Raw genomic sequence first — 17,377 nt, forward strand, 5'->3', positions numbered from 1 at the left:
CTTATTCGTAGGAATTCAAATATGTACGGAGTACCAGATTTATTGAACAAAAGGGCACTGACCCATCAGGTTAGCATTACTGGCCTCCACCCCTTGGATAGGTATGACGAAGGAATGATAGGGCAATTGACCCGTTGAGACATGGGAGGGAAAGCCTCCAGGGGCGGCGTGGAGAATGTACATCATATGGTAAAATGTGGAGTTTTGTAATACTCCTTTATTTCACTATGCCTTCACGGAGCCATAATGATCTGAACTCATTTCATTTAATCGTTAAATCCATATTAAGGGTTATGAAATCCTGCGAATAAGCGAGTATTCGTGAGAAAATCGTATTAAACTGAGGGAGTTCAATAAGAGTGATCATCATAGCGATGGTCTATTTTTATTTCTACAATGTGTATAACGGTAAATTCCATAAATGACAATAAATTACCAATGATTGAATCATGGCAGTGCCTTACAATTATCATCAGGTGGTTTATGTGTTAATTTCCCCGATGTTATTACAAAAGGTAGACCAGCCGTTTGATGATGTAGCATATCTTACAGAACTCAAGCTCGATGGCATTCGGCTCATACTATCAAAGAATGATAATAAGATTAAGCTATTTACTCGCCATAACAATGAGGTTAGGCTAAGTTCCCGGAGCTTTTATCATTGGATATTCCGGACGGAAAGGTTATCTTTATTACTCCCATAGCAATCTAATGTTAAAGAATAATATCCAGTTATCGGAAACCAAACAGTTCCGTTAACGGTATTACCTTGCCCGACAACAGTTGATTTAACTTACTACCTTCATAACTTTTGCACGATACGTTACTTTATAATTCCTATCCGAAGCTTCGTACTATAGCGCCTATGGAACTATAGTCGAATTTTATTAATTATTAGACAATATACAAAAAAGTCGGAGGGGATTGAAATTTTAAGATACATAGGTCTACACCAATGTTTTGAAGAAGCTAAGTGTCTACTTTTGCATAGGTTATCACTTTGCTTTTTCTTTTTTATATCTACTGTTTTATTTTTCATCTTGCCCAGGTCTCCCCATATATTTCCCCTGCTTTTTTGCTCGTTCTCGACCTTTAAATGGCTACCTTTTTTTTATTCACATAAGTCTATACGGGGTACGTCCAAAAACGGCATAATAAATGTAAATTTACGCATTTAGAAAGATACAACTTACTGAGAGTGGACAAAACTAGCTTCGTCATTATACATTTTATTTTTTTTGTATGCTAAGGGAGTCATGTTCATGGAATTTTTAAATTCTTTAATAAAATAGCTTGTACTATTAAAACCAACTTGATAAGCAACTTCGGTAATATTGCCATCACCTTGCTGCAGTATAGATAAACTCTTTTGAATACGATAATCCATTACATAATTTAATGGTGTACATTTTAAAAACCGCTTGAAATATCGACAGCATTCAGAACGACTCAGCTGACCAGCCCTCGCAATATCCTCTAACAGAATTTTTTCTGCATAATTCTCATGTATCCAACTTAACATTTGTTTTATTCTTTGACTCTTTACTATTTCTGTCTGAACATATTCCAGCTTAAAACCATTATCGATTAAGTGTTTCCAAATTAATGTTAGTTGAATGGTTATATCAATTTCATAGTATTGGGACTTTTTCTCAATACATTGATAGATTTCTAAAATTGCATCTAAAATATTTTTCCCCCAGTTCTCATTTGCATCTATAAATAAGTAAGGTAAATTAGTCGCTTGAATATAAGGTTTTACATATGTAGTGTAGAGTTCTTGTGATAAAACAAAATAAGGAGAAAGATTTAAGCAAATATAGACACAACTCGACTGATCTTTATCCTGTGCCATGTGAAGGCGTCCGCTATTAATAAACAGTCCATCACCCTCTCGAACCACTATCCAATCTTCATTAACTTGAAAAATTGCTTCCCCTTTTACTATTAACACAAATTGAATTTCGTCATGCCAATGAAGTGGAATGTAGCCGTGTATATTTTGATTAATGGTGGTTTGATAACATGCAATCGGCATAACGACTGTATGATGTTTAGTTAGCTCTTTTAAATTTTCATCAATCTTAAAGTTTTTCATTTGCATAGCTAACACCTCAATATTTTTATATTTTTCTATTCAATAATAGTATTAATTGTACAAATTTTCAATTAATATAACATCATAATTACATTCAAATAATGTATTCACCAAAAATCTCAGCTGATTTAATTTATGCACTAACAAATTTGTTAACCTAGTTGTTTCCAATCTACTTTCCATTTTGAAAGGAGGAGATGAAAATGATATTTTCTAATTTAAAACTATCAATCAACTCTGAACGCCTTCTTAACCGCTTAAAAGAACTTGGCCGAATTGGTCTGGACAATGACAACAAACGAACGAGATTAGCTGCTTCAGATGCAGATAAAGCTGGACGGGATCAATTAGTCACTTGGATGAAGGAAGCTGGATTAGAAATTGAAATCGACAGAATCGGTAATATCTTTGGTATTTGGTACGGTACCGGAAATAGAAATGAAGCACCAATTATGTTAGGTTCGCACATCGACACAGTCATTAACGCGGGTATGTACGACGGATGTTATGGAGTACTTTCTGGGCTTGAAGTAATAAATACTTTGCAGGAGCAAGGTTTTATTCCAATTCGTCCAATTGCAGTTGCAGCATTTACCAATGAGGAAGGTGTGCGCTATCAGCCCGACATGATGGGATCCCTTGTGTATGCAGGCGGACTCACAGTTGATGATGCGCTTAAATCGGCGGGTACAGATGGCATATTATTGGGAGAGGAGCTTGAACGAATCGGATATTCAGGTACGAAGGAGCCTGGCTTTTTAAAGCCGTACGCTTACATTGAGCTTCATGTCGAACAAGGTCCAATTCTTGATAAAGGGGGTATTCCGATTGGTGCTGTTGAGAATCTTCAAGGCATTTCTTGGCAGCGCATTACCATTGAAGGTGTTGCAAATCACGCTGGTACTACACCAACTGATATGCGGCGTGATGCAGGACTTGCGGCGGCACGAGTGATAACCTATTTACGCGATCGTGCAAATGCTTCCGATGGGCAAACTGTCGCAACAGTTGGAACGATCGAATTTAAGCCAAATGCTGTTAATGTTATTCCATCTTTGGCAACCTTCACTGTTGATTTGCGTAATCCAAACGAGCAGAAATTGCAGGAGGAAGAACAAGCACTTGCAAACTACCTCAAAGAACTGGCAGCATCAGAAGAAGTTTTGATTACATCTGAACAACTAGTACATTTCAACCCTGTCACTTTTGACCAAACAATCGTAAAACTGGTAGAACAAGCTGCTAGTGGGCGCGGACTCCAATCAAGACGAATGACGTCTGGTGCGGGACATGATGCTCAAATGATGGCTCGTATTTGCCCTGCAGCTATGATTTTCGTTCCAAGTATTGACGGTATTAGTCATAATCCTAAGGAATATACAAAAGATACCGACTTGGCAGCTGGAACCAATGTATTACTTGACGTAGTTGGAAATCTTGCAGGTACAATCAGTAAAATAATCTGTTGAGATAAATAAAAAAAGCATGGCTTAAGAATATAAGGTATCATTCCAATTAAATTAGGATGGCACGAAATTTTGCTTATAAGGTGTAAGTGTTTCCAACGATGGAAGGCAAAATATCATTTAGATTAGATACATGAAGGAAACCCAAGGAGGGACTTATTAATGGTTAAAGAAGTAATTTCAACAAAAAATGCACCAGGAGCTATTGGACCATATTCTCAAGCAATTAAAATAGACAAATCTATATTTGTTTCAGGACAACTTCCTGTAAACCCTCAAACTGGTGAATTTCCAGAGGATATAAAAGAACAAACAAAACAATCGTTGAATAATGTAAAAGAAATATTAGAGGCAGCTGGAGCTTCTTTAGAAGATGTTATCAAAGTAACAATATTTTTAAAAGATTTATCAAATTTTTCTGAGGTTAATGAAGTATATGGAGAGTTTTTTACAGGAAATTATCCTGCTAGATGTTGTGTCGAGGTATCTAGGTTACCAAAAGATGCGGGTGTAGAAATTGAGGTCGTGGCAATTTTAAATTAGACGCTTTATTTAGGAGAGATAGTAAAAATGAAAGCCTTAGCACAAATTAAATATATGGTAAATGAAAATGCTAGAAAAACAGATACCGAGAAAGCATCTGTCAAATTTATAAATAGTGAAGTAGCTGAAAAGGTAAGAAATTTTCATAAAAGCTTTCCAGAGTATAAAGTAACTCCCCTTCACAGCTTAGATCAGTTGTCTAAACAATTAGGAGTTAGCAATATATGGGTGAAAGATGAATCTTATCGATTTGGACTTAATGCTTTTAAAGTATTAGGTGGTTCCTATGCGGTTGGTAAATACCTAGCAGAAAAATTAAACGTCGATATTTCAGAGCTGTCTTTTGAAAAACTAAGAAGTAAAGAAGTAAAAGATAAACTTGGAGATATCACTTTTGTAACCGCTACTGATGGAAATCATGGAAGGGGAATTGCCTGGTCTGCAAACGAACTGGGACAAAAATCAGTTGTATATATGCCAAAAGGGTCTTCAGAAATAAGATTAAATAATATAAGAAAAGAAGGAGCAGAAGCTTCTATAACAGATCTTAACTATGATGATACCGTTAGGCTGGCAAGCCAGAAGGCTGAAGAAAATGGCTGGGTCTTGGTACAGGATACGGCCTGGGACGGATATGAAAAAATTCCAACCTGGATTATGCAGGGGTATGGAACAATCTTGGATGAAGCAGTGGAGCAGATTACGGAAGTTGGTGTTGAACGACCAACGCATGTGTTTTTACAAGCCGGAGTTGGCTCTTTTGCTGGTAGTATGCTCGGATATCTAGTAGGGAAATTTGGAGATGAACGTCCTATTACAGTTATTGTCGAACCGGATAATGCTGCCTGTTTATTCAAATCTATGAATATAGGTGATGGACAACCTCATTCAGTAACGGGAGCTTTGAATACGATTATGGCAGGTTTAGCATGTGGGGAACCAAGTACCACTTCTTGGGGGGTTTTAAAAGATTATGCTGAGGCCTTTGTTTCTTGTCCAGATTATGTGGCTGCACGAGGTATGCGAATTCTTGCAAACCCATTGGGCAGTGACCCTCATATTATTTCAGGTGAATCTGGCGCAGTTGGCATGGGATTAGTTAGTCTATTGTCTGATAAAATCATGCTCAATGATATGAAGGAAGCATTGAACCTGAATCAGGATTCGAAAATTCTTATTATCAGTACAGAAGGTGACACCGATCCGGATCATTACAGAAAAGTAGTATGGGATGGGGCATATCCATCTATATAATAATTTTTTTAAGGAGAGGGCTGCTTTCTGACATGTCTCGCATTAGCATGTTGCATCCCTTTCCATAAAAAATTATTCAAATGTATTTATGAGGGAGTGATCTTAATATGAGCAACGAAAATTTTGAAAAAAATCTTACTGAGTGGAGGCACTATCTTCATTCACATCCTGAAAGCGCCTTCGAAGAAAAACATACTTCTGAATTTCTTGCTAAAGTACTAACAGATATGGGATTAGAGGTTCACAGAAATATTGGTGGTACTGGAATTGTTGCTAATCTTACAGTGGGCGATGGTAAAGAAATTATAGGTATTCGCTCAGATATAGATGCTATTAATCTAACAGAAGAGGGGCAACATCCATATACCTCCCAGAATCCGGGTAAAATGCATGCGTGTGGTCATGATGGGCATATGGCCACAGTATTGGGTGCAGCCAAGTTATTAACTGAGCGCAAAAACTTTAATGGAACAGTTAGATTTATTTTTCAACCTGCAGAAGAAACTGGTAAAGGCGCTTTTGCTATGATGGATGATGGACTTTTTGAACGTTTTCCAGTAGATGAGATTTATGGAATGCATAATATGCCAGGTATGCCTGCGGGTACAATTTCAACCCGTGCAGGAGGAATTCTGGCAAGTGAAGATAACTTTGTAATCCGTATTAAGGGACAAGGCTCACATGCTTCAAGTCCTCATATGGGTAAAGATCCAATAGTGATTGCGTCTGAAATTGTTATTGCATTGCAAACCATTATATCCCGTAATATGAACCCCAATGTTCCTGCTGTCATCTCGTGTACTGAATTTATAACAGATGGGATACGCAATGCGATCCCAACAAATGTAGTGATTAAAGGAGATACTAGAAGTTATACTCCAGAGGTACAAAGACTGCTAGAAGAACGTATGAGAACGATTAGTGAGGGGATTTGCAAAATAAATGGAGCGGAATGTCAATTTGAATATACTCATGAATTCGCACCAACAGTTAATTGGGTAGAGTGTGTTGATATTGCGGTTAGAGCAGCCCAAAATGTGTTTGGTGAAAATAATGTGGATGGAAATTGTCAACCGTGGATGGCTTCTGAAGACTTCGGTGCATTTTTACAAAAGGTTCCTGGTTGTTTTGTATTTATAGGAAATGGTGATGATTCTGATGGGATAGGCAATATTCCACTTCATAACTCACGCTATGACTTTAATGATAAGATACTAAAAATTGGAGCGGAGTATTTTGCAGAGTTAATTAAGGTCAGACTGCCAAAGGAATCCTCTAATATTTTGGAAGCTAGGTATCTTTAGTAATGCATGGTGTAGGTAGGGTCTTGAAATTATTTTTCTGGACCCATCTAAATAAGTTATAAAAAATGAATAGTGTCGTAGTTTTCTGTTAACTATTTTCCTTAAACAATATTGTAAGGGTTTTCTTTTACCTTTAGTTTCTTACGAGCACATGTAGAAAAAAACTTAATGCAATAAAGGTAGGTCAGATTTACTGTTGCAGTTTGGATATTTAATTTAGAAGAAGGAGGGAATTTTTATATGGAATTATTTCACCAAATCAATGACATACTATGGGGTTGGGTGATTGCATATATATTACTTGCAATCGGCTTATATTATTCTATACGTTTGGGAGTACCTCAGCTAAGATATTTCAAGCATGCTTTAGGGGTTATGAAGAAAAGTTTAAAGAAAAAGGATGGAGAAGTATCAGGTTTTTCAACTTTATGTGCAGCGATCGGTGGCCAGGTTGGAACAGGGAGCTTGGTCGGTGTAGCAACTGCATTGGTTGCTGGAGGCCCTGGGGCAATTTTCTGGATGTGGGTTACCGCATTGTTTGGCATGGTAATTACATTTGCCGAGACTGTATTGGGGCAATTGTTCAGAGAAAAAATAGAAGACGGTACTTATCGTGGAGGTCCTGCTTTTTATATTGAAAAGGGACTAAAGAATAAAACCATGGCCATTATAATGTCCCTATGTTACGTATTTGCAATCGGTATGTTTATTGCCTCTATTCAGACGAATTCCATCGCTTCAGCATTTACTGGAGTAGTTGACATTAACCCTCTTATTCCAGGGATGGTGGTTGTTATTCTTACGGGAGTAGTTATTGTAGGCGGTGTAAAGAGACTTGTAGATTTCTCTACGCTAATTGTTCCATTTATGGCACTTTCATTTATAGCATTAACTCTATATATTGTAATTACTAACATTACAGCGGTTCCAGCTGTGTTTGAATTAATTATTAAGAATGCTTTTACCGGTGAAGCGGCTGCTGGAGGTGTCATTGGTGCTACCGTAATGGAAGCATTCCGATATGGAATGGCAAGAGGGTTATTTTCAAATGATGCTGGTAATGGTGTGGCAGGTACCATGCATGCTTCTGCAGAAGTTAAGCATCCTATTGAACAATCATTCTTAGCAATGCTGGGTACATTTATTACTACAATTATTATATGTTCATGCACAGCATTTGCCATCTTGTTGTCAGATGTCCTTGGAACAGGTAAAGACGGGGTAAATCTACTTCAAGAGGCATTCAACGTTTCAATGGGATCTTTCGGAAAATGGGTTGTATTTGGTGCTATGTTCCTCTTCGGCTTTACTACACTTCTTGCCGATGTGTTTTATGGAGAAACGAACATAAGATATATATTCAAAAAGAATCCTAAACCTGTAATCTGGATATACAGAATCATTACTGCTATTGTGCTTACCATTAGCTCGGTAGTCCCGCTTACAGTTATTTGGGCCTCAGTCGACTTTCTTTTGGCGATCATTATATTTCTAAATGTAATCGCTTTATTTGGTCTATTTAAATATGTGCGCTATGCCTTCAAAAATTACGTTTATCAATTGAAACAAGGAATCAAAGAGCCGGAATGGGATAGAGAAATCGATATAACAAAAGTTGACCTTACTCAGGTAGATGCGGTGGTTGCCAACAATAGATATTCAAAAAGGGCTTGATGTATCTGATAGGCGGTGTTTGTCAAGAAGGTTAACGCATTTTATTAAGATAAAAAAATAAAGTTATTCCAAAATCGGGCCATAGATCAGATACTTTTTTTATTTTTCAATCTAAAAAATTATAGGAGATAAAGCAGGATGTGTAGAACAAAAAGGGCAACTATAGGATTTATAGGTACAGGCGTAATGGGAAAAAGTATGGCTGGTCATCTTATCAAGGCCGGATACAAGACTCTAGTTTATAACCGAACCCCAGAGCGAGCGAAAGAGTTAATTGAACAAGGAGCTGTCTGGAAGGAAACGGTAGCTGAAATTTCTGCTGAGGCAAACATTATTATAACGATGGTAGGATATCCGCAGGATGTCGAAGAGATATATTTTGGAGAGCGGGGCATTTTAAAATATGCTATACCGGGGACATATGTAATTGACATGACTACATCAAGTCCGATATTGGCTCAAAAGATTTATGAAGCTGCCAAAGAAAAACAGATACATGCTTTAGATGCACCAGTATCCGGTGGGGATATCGGTGCACGAAATGCCCAATTGGCGATAATGATTGGCGGGGAAAATAGTGACTTTGAAGCAATGAAGCCCATCTTAGAATTAATGGGAAAGAATATTGTTTTACAAGGACCAGCTGGTTCTGGACAGCACACAAAAATGTGTAATCAAATTGCAATTGCTTCTAATATGCTTGGAGTATGTGAAGCTTTATTATACGCCAAGAAATCTGGGCTAGATCCAAATACAGTATTAAAAAGTATTGAAACAGGTGCGGCAGGTAGTTGGTCTTTAAGTAATTTAGGTCCTAGAATGATTAAAGGTGATTTTGAACCTGGATTTTATATTAAACATTTTATTAAAGATATGAAAATAGCAATTGAATCAGCAGAAGAAATAAATTTATCTACTCCAGGTTTAAAATTAGCAAAATTTTTGTATGAAGAGCTTGAAGCTGAAGGAAAAGGAGATAAAGGGACACAAACTTTATATCAATTACTAGATAGGCAGCTTCTAACTATATAAGTATTTCATTCTCCAACGTAATGAAAAGGTTAGGCGATTTTTTATAATTATAACCACTCTTCAATAATCGGGCGTGATTGTGTAAAATGCTCAATGGCTTCTTGCTAACAATCCGTTTATTAGAAGAAAAAACACCCAGTGTACCAAAAAGGTGTAAGACATCCTGAATGTTTAAAACGCTGGATAATAGATAAACATAAAAAGCCTAGTAGTGTTAGATTATGAACATTTCTAGGCTTTTATTATTTTATAGACTTAAAATCGTTGAATGTCTGAAACGCGGTTGGTGGAGCGATCTAGCTTATCACCCACAATAAACTTGTGATTTTTTAAAAATCACACAAAAATAACAAAAATTATATTTGGATATGAAGATTTACGAAAGTAAACCCTTTTTACTATTAGAATGTTGTCTAGAAAATCGTATGTATGAAAGTTGGTGAAAATGTGAGGAATTTAAGTAAAAGATGGGCGGCATGATGTAATAATTCCTGGTCTCCAATAGGAACATTCTCCGTTTGTCACAAATGGAAAAAGAGGAGGTTTGTATAAACCTCCTCAATTACTTGTTTAACCCATTAATAAAATAAGAACACTAGTCACATGTCACATCTTTGGTCACAACTTGGTCACAGATTAGATGTTTTTATATTTAATTAGATGAAATTAAATGATATATGACTTGATACAAAATGCATTAAATCAAGACTTTACGACATTATATATAACTAAATGGAATCAAAAAAGATACCTTCCCTCTAACTTCAAAACTGTTTGAGACCTGCGTGCCAGGTCTGGTGGGTTCGATTCCCACGCAGTCCCGCCAACGTTCTTACTCCCGCAAGGGTTTGATGGTGATTGATCCGGTGATTGTTGCCGGTGATTGACACGTTAACTTACACATTTTCCGCCCAGTCTCGAAGCAAGACTGTGAAAGGCTGACGGTTAAAACTGTTTTGATAGTCGCCTAAAACTGTTCGTCCTCTTACGCTATTAAATTTGCGAAGGGGATTTTTTATTATGCGGAAAGGTTTACAACGGAGAATTAAACGAGTAGCGACATCTGAAGTTTCCCTAAATATTACGGAAATGTTCGAGGAGTTTATGCTTTTAAAGAAGGGCGAAGGACTTGCGAAACGGACGATACAAGAACACTATAATAACTTCGGCTATTTTAAAACGTATATCGATAAAGAAGTATCAGCGGAAGAGATGACTACGGAGCTCTTTATGGGCTGGATTACGTTTATGGTTGAGGAGATGGACTATACGCAAGGTACCGTTAATATTAGAGTAAGGACGATGCGTGCATTTTTGCGTTATTGCTACGAAGATAAAATGTGGCTAGCTGAGCCTATACATAAGCGTTTTAAGCCGATCAAGGCGCCTGTAGATGTTGTAGAGGCGTTTACCGTTGAGGAGTATCGCAGATTAATAGCTGCCATTGACGACGAAAACTACGTTGGATTTCGGACGAAGGTCATGTCGTTTGTCTTACTCGATACGATGGTGCGCGTCTGCGAGCTCGTGGATATGAAGCGGCAAAACATCGACTTTAAAACGATGTCTATTCGATTAGAAGCAGCGGACACGAAGACGCGAGTGGGACGCACGGTGCCGATTTCAGCAAGGACTGCGAAACTACTAAGCGAGTATATGCAAGAGACGGAAGAATGCGGTAATGAGTACGTATTCCTAACGTATGAAGGAGAAAAGATTGGAGAGGCAACCGTGCGCGATAACTTACGAGTTTATGGCCAGGTCGCAAAGATAACAAATAAACGAGTCAGCCCACACACGATTCGGCACACTGGCGCGTTGTTTTATATTCTGAATGGCGGTGATCCGTTTAGTTTACAGCGTATTCTCGGCCACTCTCATATGAATAGAGTCCGTCGTTACGTTCAAATGACGAATATGGACGTACAGAATCAGCATAGTGCACACTCACCGCTTAATTACGTATTTAATAATAAAGATTAACTTAGCGTCACCTTAACCGGTGGCGTTAAAATGTGCGTTATTACTCGGTACTTGTCCCTTTCAAATAGATTACCTTTCGCATTTACTATAATGATTGAAAAACTTCTTTTTCGAAAGGATGTGTTTTTTATAGCGACTTTACGTACGGGACCTTTTCTTATTCCTATCTTTACTCATCATCCACCTAATCCCTGCAATATTGTAATCGTGACGCTCAGTAACCAGACAAATCGGACGCTAACCGCCACGGTAAGAATCGACCAAGTTATTTTGCTTCCGAGTCCGACTGCTCCTCCGGCTCCTATATTGGTGCTGTTACCTCCGAGCTCTTTTACCTTACCTCCGAATACAGCTGCGGGGGTTGCTGTACCAGTGTTCACACCAATCCCGATCACAGACACCACTGTCACAGCAGCAGGCGATCCACGTGCTTTGATTGTAACGGTAAGCGGAGATGTTGAAGAATCAGGGGACGAAATTCTAGTAAGTGTTACAGGCGGATTCTCATCTGATGGCAGTTCACTAGATGAATCTGAACCAACGATGTTCTTCAGACATGAAGATTTCGTAGTAGTTCATCGCCATCATCATCGCCATGATGAAAGCAGCGACTAGCATATTAGACCGTCTCTTGTTTCTAAAGGTCGGTCTTTTCATGACATATTATTTATTGTTTACATACGGAACGTTTGTTCGTGTTATAATAAGAACGAAGGAGATGTTCGATATGACGATAAGAGATCGCGGTTTAATTAAATGGAATGCAGCGTCCTTTATGCCGCAAGTATTCGAACACCAGCGCGCCATGTTTAAGGATCAAGAGCGCCAGCCACGGCCGTTACTAAGCGAATTCGATACGGAGGAGTTTGATCAGCGCATAGCCTACGCGATGGAGTACAGCCTTGCAATAAAGCTAACCGTATGGGCTGACGGCTTTACTACGGAGTTGACTGGCGGCATACATTACGTTGACCCTATTACGCATCAGCTGCGTATTGAGGTGAAGCCGGGGGAGTTTGACGAGTGGCGTTCGATAGTATTGTCGGAGTTAAAGTCGTAGATTGATTGCTGTCGAAAAACCATTGGGTCACCTTAATCGGTGGCGTTTTTATTTGTACAAAAATTAAAGAAAGCCCTATGTTCAAGGGCCCAATTGTCGTGTAAAGTATCGATAATTAATTCTTAGAGTTTTCCTCAATTTTATGAATATACACGACACCGCTCGTTACAACTGAACCATTTGTTTCACCGCAATGGGGGCAATTTATATACTCACGCTCTTTGCCTCCAGGGACATTCATTTCCGTAACTTGGAAATAAAACTCTTTTTCACATTTTTTGCAGTTCATCAAAAGACATCCCTCCGTGTACTTTTATTAGTAACTCAAAGTATATATTCGCCGCGTTGTAAGCGTTTTCCTTCTTATATTATTTATTTGACGGAATATTAGAGGGCATTACAAATATACCTACCGGGGGTATATAATAGAAGGAACTCGGTATATTGCGAATAGGGTGCGTAAGCTTACGTAATGCCTGCGGAATACATACGGGTGGGGGTATGTGCGGATAGGTGGCATGCGAGGCGTTGCGATAGGGTTCCGATTCACTAGCACGAAGCGCCTGGCGCGGATGACCGTCCCGAACTCGAGGGGTTGTCGAATGATACCGTGATCCACCGCATAAACAAGCAGCCATCCGCATATTGAACGGCTATTCATTATGCATAAAATCGTGGGAAATACGGGAGCTACTGGCGGTAGGAATGGCGTAAAGCGTTTATTGAACGTTGATGTTGACGCTGATTGAACGGAATGATTTAGCGGAGAATATGAAACAGTCTTCAAAACTGCTTGAGACCTGCTTGCCAGGTCTGGTGGGTTCGATTCCCACGCAGTCCCGCCAATACTGACTTCTTGTCAAACGAACAATTTCAAACACACACAGTCTTTTGGTCATTTTAAACGAGTTTTTGTGTGAGTCCGAGAATATGAAACTGTGTGAGTTCAGAACCTTCAAATACTAAATTTGGAGGTTTTTTTATGCGAAAAGGTGTAAGGAAACATGGTCGAGTTACGGCAACGATGAAGGTTACAGAGAACTTCACAATGAAAGAAATGTTTGAGAAATTCATGTGGTATAAGAACTCTGAAGGTTTAGCTCCTAGAACTATTGAGGAATACCAGTTTCATTTTCAATGGTTGTGTGATTATTTAGGTGAGGACTTGTCGAAAGAAGAAATGACTCTGGAAGTATTTTTTGGCTGGGTTGATTACATGAGAAGCAAAAAAGGTCTAAAGCCTATGACCATTAACATTAGGATAAGGACAATGAGAGCTTTTCTCCGCTGGTGCTACTACTTAACGGGACAGATGTTTTATCAATAAAAAGATTGGTGGATAAAGAATTAAAGAGAAAAAAGGTTAGAGAAACGAATGTTGGAGAGCAATTATTACAGGAAATCTCTATTTTGAATAGTCTACGAGAATATCGCTATATGAATTGACACCAATTAGGACATAGGGACAGGTTTGATTAATTGGGGAGTGCTTTAAATAAGGAGAGAGACTAATACAATTGGAGTCCGCTCTCCTTATTTAGGTTGTTCTATGAACTAGAAAAAGGCTCAAAAAATCACGGAAATTGTTCAATTCATTGCAACACTAAGTTAATAATATCCCTCTCAATTTATTATTTTTCCCTGACAATCAAGGCTGAAATCCAGCCTTCGATCCCGTTTGCGGTTTGAACTTTTAGCCATTTAATTCCTTTGGAATCTACTTGTTCTTCATTCAAAAAGTGCATTAATTCTCCATTTGTAATAGTGTATAGACGAGGCGCGGTTAATGTGGGAGCTTCACGAATATTTCCGCCATCTTCATATTTCTTATTTAAAATTAATTCTTTTTGATCAGGGGAAGCCCCTGATGCTTGTATGTGCACATGTTCTTGGTTTAACCATACCTCAGCTTTTTTCCATTTTTGTGTATACCACTCATTTGAATTGTTGATGATTGCTGCAGTAAGCAAAATCACTAAAGCTGTGGCAGAATAGAAGGTCCATCTTTTAATCCTTGTCTTATCCCTTTTTCGTTTCATGAAAAGCTGAATCATTTTGTTGAAAAAATTTTCGAACAAGGCAAACATTCCTTCAATAATATTAATCCAAACAGGTATGCCCGCTTTTCCTGCTTCTCTCCGTTTTTTTTGAATCCTGTAAATAAGTGCCATGATTGGATAAGAAATGAGATAAAACATTTTTTTCAACAAATGGCACAACAAGTTTAATAAGGGGGGGAAAATGTACAACAAAATCAGCCTTGCGAGTTGCAGGAGCACAAAGAGAGCCAAAAAAATACGCAACCATTCCGGCAGGACAGAAATAGGTGACCAGATCCAAAACAGCAGATTTAAAATGGATTCCACAATCGCTAATCTCCTTTATTTAAATAGGATGGAAGTTCTCTCCTTGGACCAGCAATCTGTTTTTTTCTATTGTTGTTTTCCAGATTGACGTGGAGATAGGGGAAGAATTTTTTTAGCCTGGCCACTCTTTGTTCTGCCTCAAACTGGTTAACAGAGTGATCGTTGATCAAGTTAAAAAGTTGTTTGTTTACCTCATATTTGAAGGTTTGATTCTGGCTAAATTCCGATTCCACTAACCTCTTTGCCATTTCATTCTTTTCTCCAAGCTTCCCTGCAGTGATAAAATCACCTGCTTGAAGGGCTTCTTTAATCGAGGCCGAAATCCGGCGCGCTTCCTCCAAGTCGAGAGCCTCTTGATAGGCGGATAATTCTGCGTTCCGGTCTAAATCGGCGATCGCCTCATCATGGCGCTGGTCCCGAATACCTTGCCGGATCAAAACACGAACATTTCGAACAACAATTCCAGCATCTCTTAACACTTTGACTAATGGCGAGGTTTGAAAAAATTCTTCAATATGCCGGGCAAATCTCAGATCATCTTCAATAGGATAAAATCTTGCTTCCGACTCCACCCAGAAGGGCAGATTATTGTTAAAAATGTTGCCAATTTCTCCTGCATTTTGTTGAACTAACCGTTCGGGGTGTACAACGGCAATATCGATAAATAAATTGACAGAAAACCTTCTTCCTCTTGTTGCCGAAGGGACTTCCTCATTGTAGGTGATGGTTTGCTGCTGCATATTGACTGTATAAACCCTTTTATATTTGCCAATCCGCAATTCACTACGTGACAATCGCTCTCCATTTTTAACTGCATAGTATTCGTTGTGATTATTAACATAAACAAAGGCATAATTCATAGACGACGCCGGCGGTTTTTCCAAAAAGCTAAATTTCACGTCTTTAACATCTTCAATAAATTGCATTAGGTTATTCCCTCCAGGTTAACTATTTTCATTGAGAGATCACTTACCCTTGTCTACATTCTATGCAGACAATCGGAAGAAAAGCCCTCAAATCTATGCAGAAATTGGGGATTGAGAGAGTTGAAGTAATATATTTTAAAAGGAGTTAATATCTCCCTTAGCTTGTGTATCGGTCAGTGCTGATGATAATGAATACTTGGGTGTCTGGTGGCGTGAATTACTAAGTCAGATTGTTACTATTATCGCGAAAATTTTTTTATTCGTAGTCGCTCTAAGTATTTTAATCAATGAAAATATTACGTTTCTTAATTTTCTTTTACTCATGGGTTACTGTATTCTCCACATTAAGAGTCCGTCTGTACTTAGGAACATGTGGTATTCATCGGGTTCTGGAAGAGGAATGATCGGGGCTATGGGAGGAACAACAAAACTAGTTGCAAGAAGATTTCTATTAAAAAGATAAACGAAGGTGACTCCGAGTCCAACAAACGGGTGCTGGTTTAGCTCAACAAGCAGTATAAAAGGATCTTCCATTGGAAGATCCTTTTAAGAGCGATTACATAAAACAATTTTAAGAAACTTTCTTTAATTCCTCTGTTAATCGTAGGAATTCTGCTTTATTTTTGTCTCGTAAGGACAGGTCGATTTTCTTTTGAATTTTCTCTTTTCGGAAATCACGTAGGGATTTGTCTAACACCATTTCAGCAATTAGAGAATCCATGACATTTACTTCAGTTTGTGGTGAATTAAGCAAATTCTTTTCCATAAGAAATCAACTCCTGGACCTTTTTTCTATTATACTAACTATTTCCAGACTATTCAAACATCTAAAATTGGTAATTTGAGAGAGCAATAAAATGAAACATACCTTATGTACATATTTTGGTTACGAATCAAATCATGAGTATGGTGGAACAATTTGCACTCCATTTGTACGGGTTGGGCAATGGCTGGTGCATTATAGCCTAAATATCTTTTCAGCTATGTGAGTTCCTAAAAGAAACCAATAGGGTTGTACAATGATAGATAGTAATACCGGTGCCTACACCTAGTAACAAAAAGAGAGAATTGTGTCCATGGCGTAGGAAAAATGAGACAACGTTAACACAGTTATGGAGGACGTCCTAAAGGAGAAAGAGAGACGCTAGAAATCAGCCGAACCTTTGGGCAGTGGTTGGTCTCTTTCGTGGTAGAGCTGGAGCAGCACTTGTTTGCAATCCTACACAAGTGGCAGAGAAGATGAAGGAATATTCGGCCTTGGTATCGATACATTTGTGCTATCTGGATACCCTCATTTAGAGGAAACATATTAATTCGCTGAGTTAGTATTTCCGCTTTTACCGCTGAACAAAAGAGACACCATCAACATAACTCAACAAAACAATCAGCTAATTGGATAAATCATTGCAAATCAGTATATTCCGTAAACAGTCGATAGGATGGGATTTGTTAATCTCTTAAATATTTTAATAATATAAATAACATATATGACAACACATAAGTTATATTATCTTAGGTTGTATTCGTAAAATGTATGTTATATCTTTATTTAAGTTAACTATTTCATAGTTATAAATTGTGTTGAAGTAAAGCCTGGCGAGTATGAGCGGATTGAGATCGTAGATGTTTTCAGAGTTGCTGTCGTAGAGTTGGATAGGTTACAGTTAACTG

The 17,377-nt window shown here is 38.2% G+C and carries 16 protein-coding genes and 3 pseudogenes; 14 read left to right on the forward strand and 5 right to left on the reverse strand.

Annotated elements, in window-relative coordinates; all coding sequences use genetic code 11:
* Positions 1 to 485: 485 nt before the first annotated feature.
* Positions 486 to 688, forward strand: a pseudogene (locus J7E77_RS30280) (ATP-dependent DNA ligase); the annotation flags it as partial.
* Positions 689 to 1,189: 501 nt separating this feature from the next.
* Here J7E77_RS30280 and J7E77_RS00005 read toward each other — a convergent pair.
* On the reverse strand, positions 1,190 to 2,098 hold the full coding sequence (locus J7E77_RS00005; RefSeq protein WP_251027944.1) for an AraC family transcriptional regulator: 909 nt from the start codon (positions 2,096 to 2,098) through the stop codon (positions 1,190 to 1,192).
* A 203-nt stretch (positions 2,099 to 2,301) separates the two neighbouring features.
* On the opposite strand from J7E77_RS00005, the gene J7E77_RS00010 reads away from it, so the two are divergent.
* From J7E77_RS00010 to J7E77_RS00050, 9 genes are all read left to right on the forward strand, one after another.
* Positions 2,302 to 3,567 (forward strand): Zn-dependent hydrolase, encoded by a 1,266-nt coding sequence (locus J7E77_RS00010; protein ID WP_214711468.1) that lies wholly within the window; start codon positions 2,302 to 2,304, stop codon positions 3,565 to 3,567.
* Positions 3,568 to 3,726: 159 nt separating this feature from the next.
* Positions 3,727 to 4,107: a RidA family protein gene (locus J7E77_RS00015; RefSeq protein ID WP_214711470.1), complete on the forward strand. Its 381-nt coding sequence runs from the start codon at positions 3,727 to 3,729 to the stop codon at positions 4,105 to 4,107.
* 27 nt (positions 4,108 to 4,134) lie between these two features.
* Positions 4,135 to 5,361, forward strand: a complete 1,227-nt coding sequence (gene dpaL, locus J7E77_RS00020; RefSeq protein ID WP_214711472.1) for a diaminopropionate ammonia-lyase — start codon at positions 4,135 to 4,137, stop codon at positions 5,359 to 5,361.
* 107 nt (positions 5,362 to 5,468) lie between these two features.
* Entirely contained in the window at positions 5,469 to 6,665 is a 1,197-nt protein-coding gene (locus tag J7E77_RS00025) for a M20 aminoacylase family protein (RefSeq protein WP_214711474.1), read from the forward strand.
* 240 nt (positions 6,666 to 6,905) lie between these two features.
* Entirely contained in the window at positions 6,906 to 8,339 is a 1,434-nt protein-coding gene (locus J7E77_RS00030; protein ID WP_214711475.1) for an alanine/glycine:cation symporter family protein, read from the forward strand.
* A gap of 138 nt (positions 8,340 to 8,477) precedes the next feature.
* Positions 8,478 to 9,371: an NAD(P)-dependent oxidoreductase gene (locus tag J7E77_RS00035; RefSeq protein WP_214711477.1), complete on the forward strand. Its 894-nt coding sequence runs from the start codon at positions 8,478 to 8,480 to the stop codon at positions 9,369 to 9,371.
* Positions 9,372 to 10,391: 1,020 nt separating this feature from the next.
* Complete coding sequence (locus J7E77_RS00040) at positions 10,392 to 11,354, forward strand: tyrosine-type recombinase/integrase (protein WP_214711479.1); 963 nt, start codon at positions 10,392 to 10,394, stop codon at positions 11,352 to 11,354.
* A 30-nt stretch (positions 11,355 to 11,384) separates the two neighbouring features.
* Complete coding sequence (locus tag J7E77_RS00045; RefSeq protein ID WP_214711481.1) at positions 11,385 to 11,969, forward strand: hypothetical protein; 585 nt, start codon at positions 11,385 to 11,387, stop codon at positions 11,967 to 11,969.
* Between the two features lie 112 nt (positions 11,970 to 12,081).
* Entirely contained in the window at positions 12,082 to 12,414 is a 333-nt protein-coding gene (locus J7E77_RS00050) for a YolD-like family protein (RefSeq protein ID WP_251026640.1), read from the forward strand.
* A 115-nt stretch (positions 12,415 to 12,529) separates the two neighbouring features.
* On the opposite strand, the gene J7E77_RS00055 is transcribed toward J7E77_RS00050, so the two are convergent.
* On the reverse strand, positions 12,530 to 12,703 hold the full coding sequence (locus J7E77_RS00055) for a hypothetical protein (RefSeq protein ID WP_214711483.1): 174 nt from the start codon (positions 12,701 to 12,703) through the stop codon (positions 12,530 to 12,532).
* A gap of 783 nt (positions 12,704 to 13,486) precedes the next feature.
* On the opposite strand from J7E77_RS00055, the gene J7E77_RS00060 reads away from it, so the two are divergent.
* Both J7E77_RS00060 and J7E77_RS00065 read left to right on the forward strand, forming a co-directional pair.
* Positions 13,487 to 13,741 (forward strand): site-specific integrase, encoded by a 255-nt coding sequence (locus J7E77_RS00060; RefSeq protein ID WP_251026665.1) that lies wholly within the window; start codon positions 13,487 to 13,489, stop codon positions 13,739 to 13,741.
* Positions 13,708 to 13,860: pseudogene (locus tag J7E77_RS00065) on the forward strand (fructose-bisphosphatase class III); the annotation flags it as partial. The gene J7E77_RS00060 and the pseudogene J7E77_RS00065, both read left to right, overlap by 34 nt.
* A 185-nt stretch (positions 13,861 to 14,045) precedes the next feature.
* Here J7E77_RS00065 and J7E77_RS31350 read toward each other — a convergent pair.
* The gene (locus J7E77_RS31350; RefSeq protein WP_214711487.1) at positions 14,046 to 14,780 is read right to left on the reverse strand and encodes an SH3 domain-containing protein; all 735 of its coding nucleotides are present in this window, start codon (positions 14,778 to 14,780) and stop codon (positions 14,046 to 14,048) included.
* 5 nt (positions 14,781 to 14,785) lie between these two features.
* Positions 14,786 to 15,706, reverse strand: coding sequence for a hypothetical protein (locus tag J7E77_RS00075; protein WP_214711488.1), 921 nt, complete (start codon positions 15,704 to 15,706; stop codon positions 14,786 to 14,788).
* Positions 15,707 to 15,854: 148 nt separating this feature from the next.
* Here J7E77_RS00075 and J7E77_RS31560 point away from each other — a divergent pair, with 148 nt between their 5' ends.
* Positions 15,855 to 16,169, forward strand: a complete 315-nt coding sequence (locus J7E77_RS31560; protein WP_374102936.1) for a conjugal transfer protein TrbL family protein — start codon at positions 15,855 to 15,857, stop codon at positions 16,167 to 16,169.
* A 108-nt stretch (positions 16,170 to 16,277) separates the two neighbouring features.
* Here the strand turns inward: J7E77_RS31560 and J7E77_RS00080 are convergent, their stop codons facing one another.
* Positions 16,278 to 16,472 carry an IDEAL domain-containing protein gene (locus J7E77_RS00080; RefSeq protein ID WP_214711490.1) on the reverse strand — a complete coding sequence of 65 codons (195 nt, stop codon included), beginning with the start codon at positions 16,470 to 16,472 and terminating at the stop codon, positions 16,278 to 16,280.
* A gap of 360 nt (positions 16,473 to 16,832) precedes the next feature.
* On the opposite strand from J7E77_RS00080, the pseudogene J7E77_RS30290 reads away from it, so the two are divergent.
* Positions 16,833 to 17,016: pseudogene (locus J7E77_RS30290) on the forward strand (alkanesulfonate monooxygenase); the annotation flags it as partial.
* Positions 17,017 to 17,377 lie beyond the last annotated feature (361 nt).

The sequence above is a fragment of the Bacillus sp. ISL-77 genome (genome assembly GCF_018613105.1).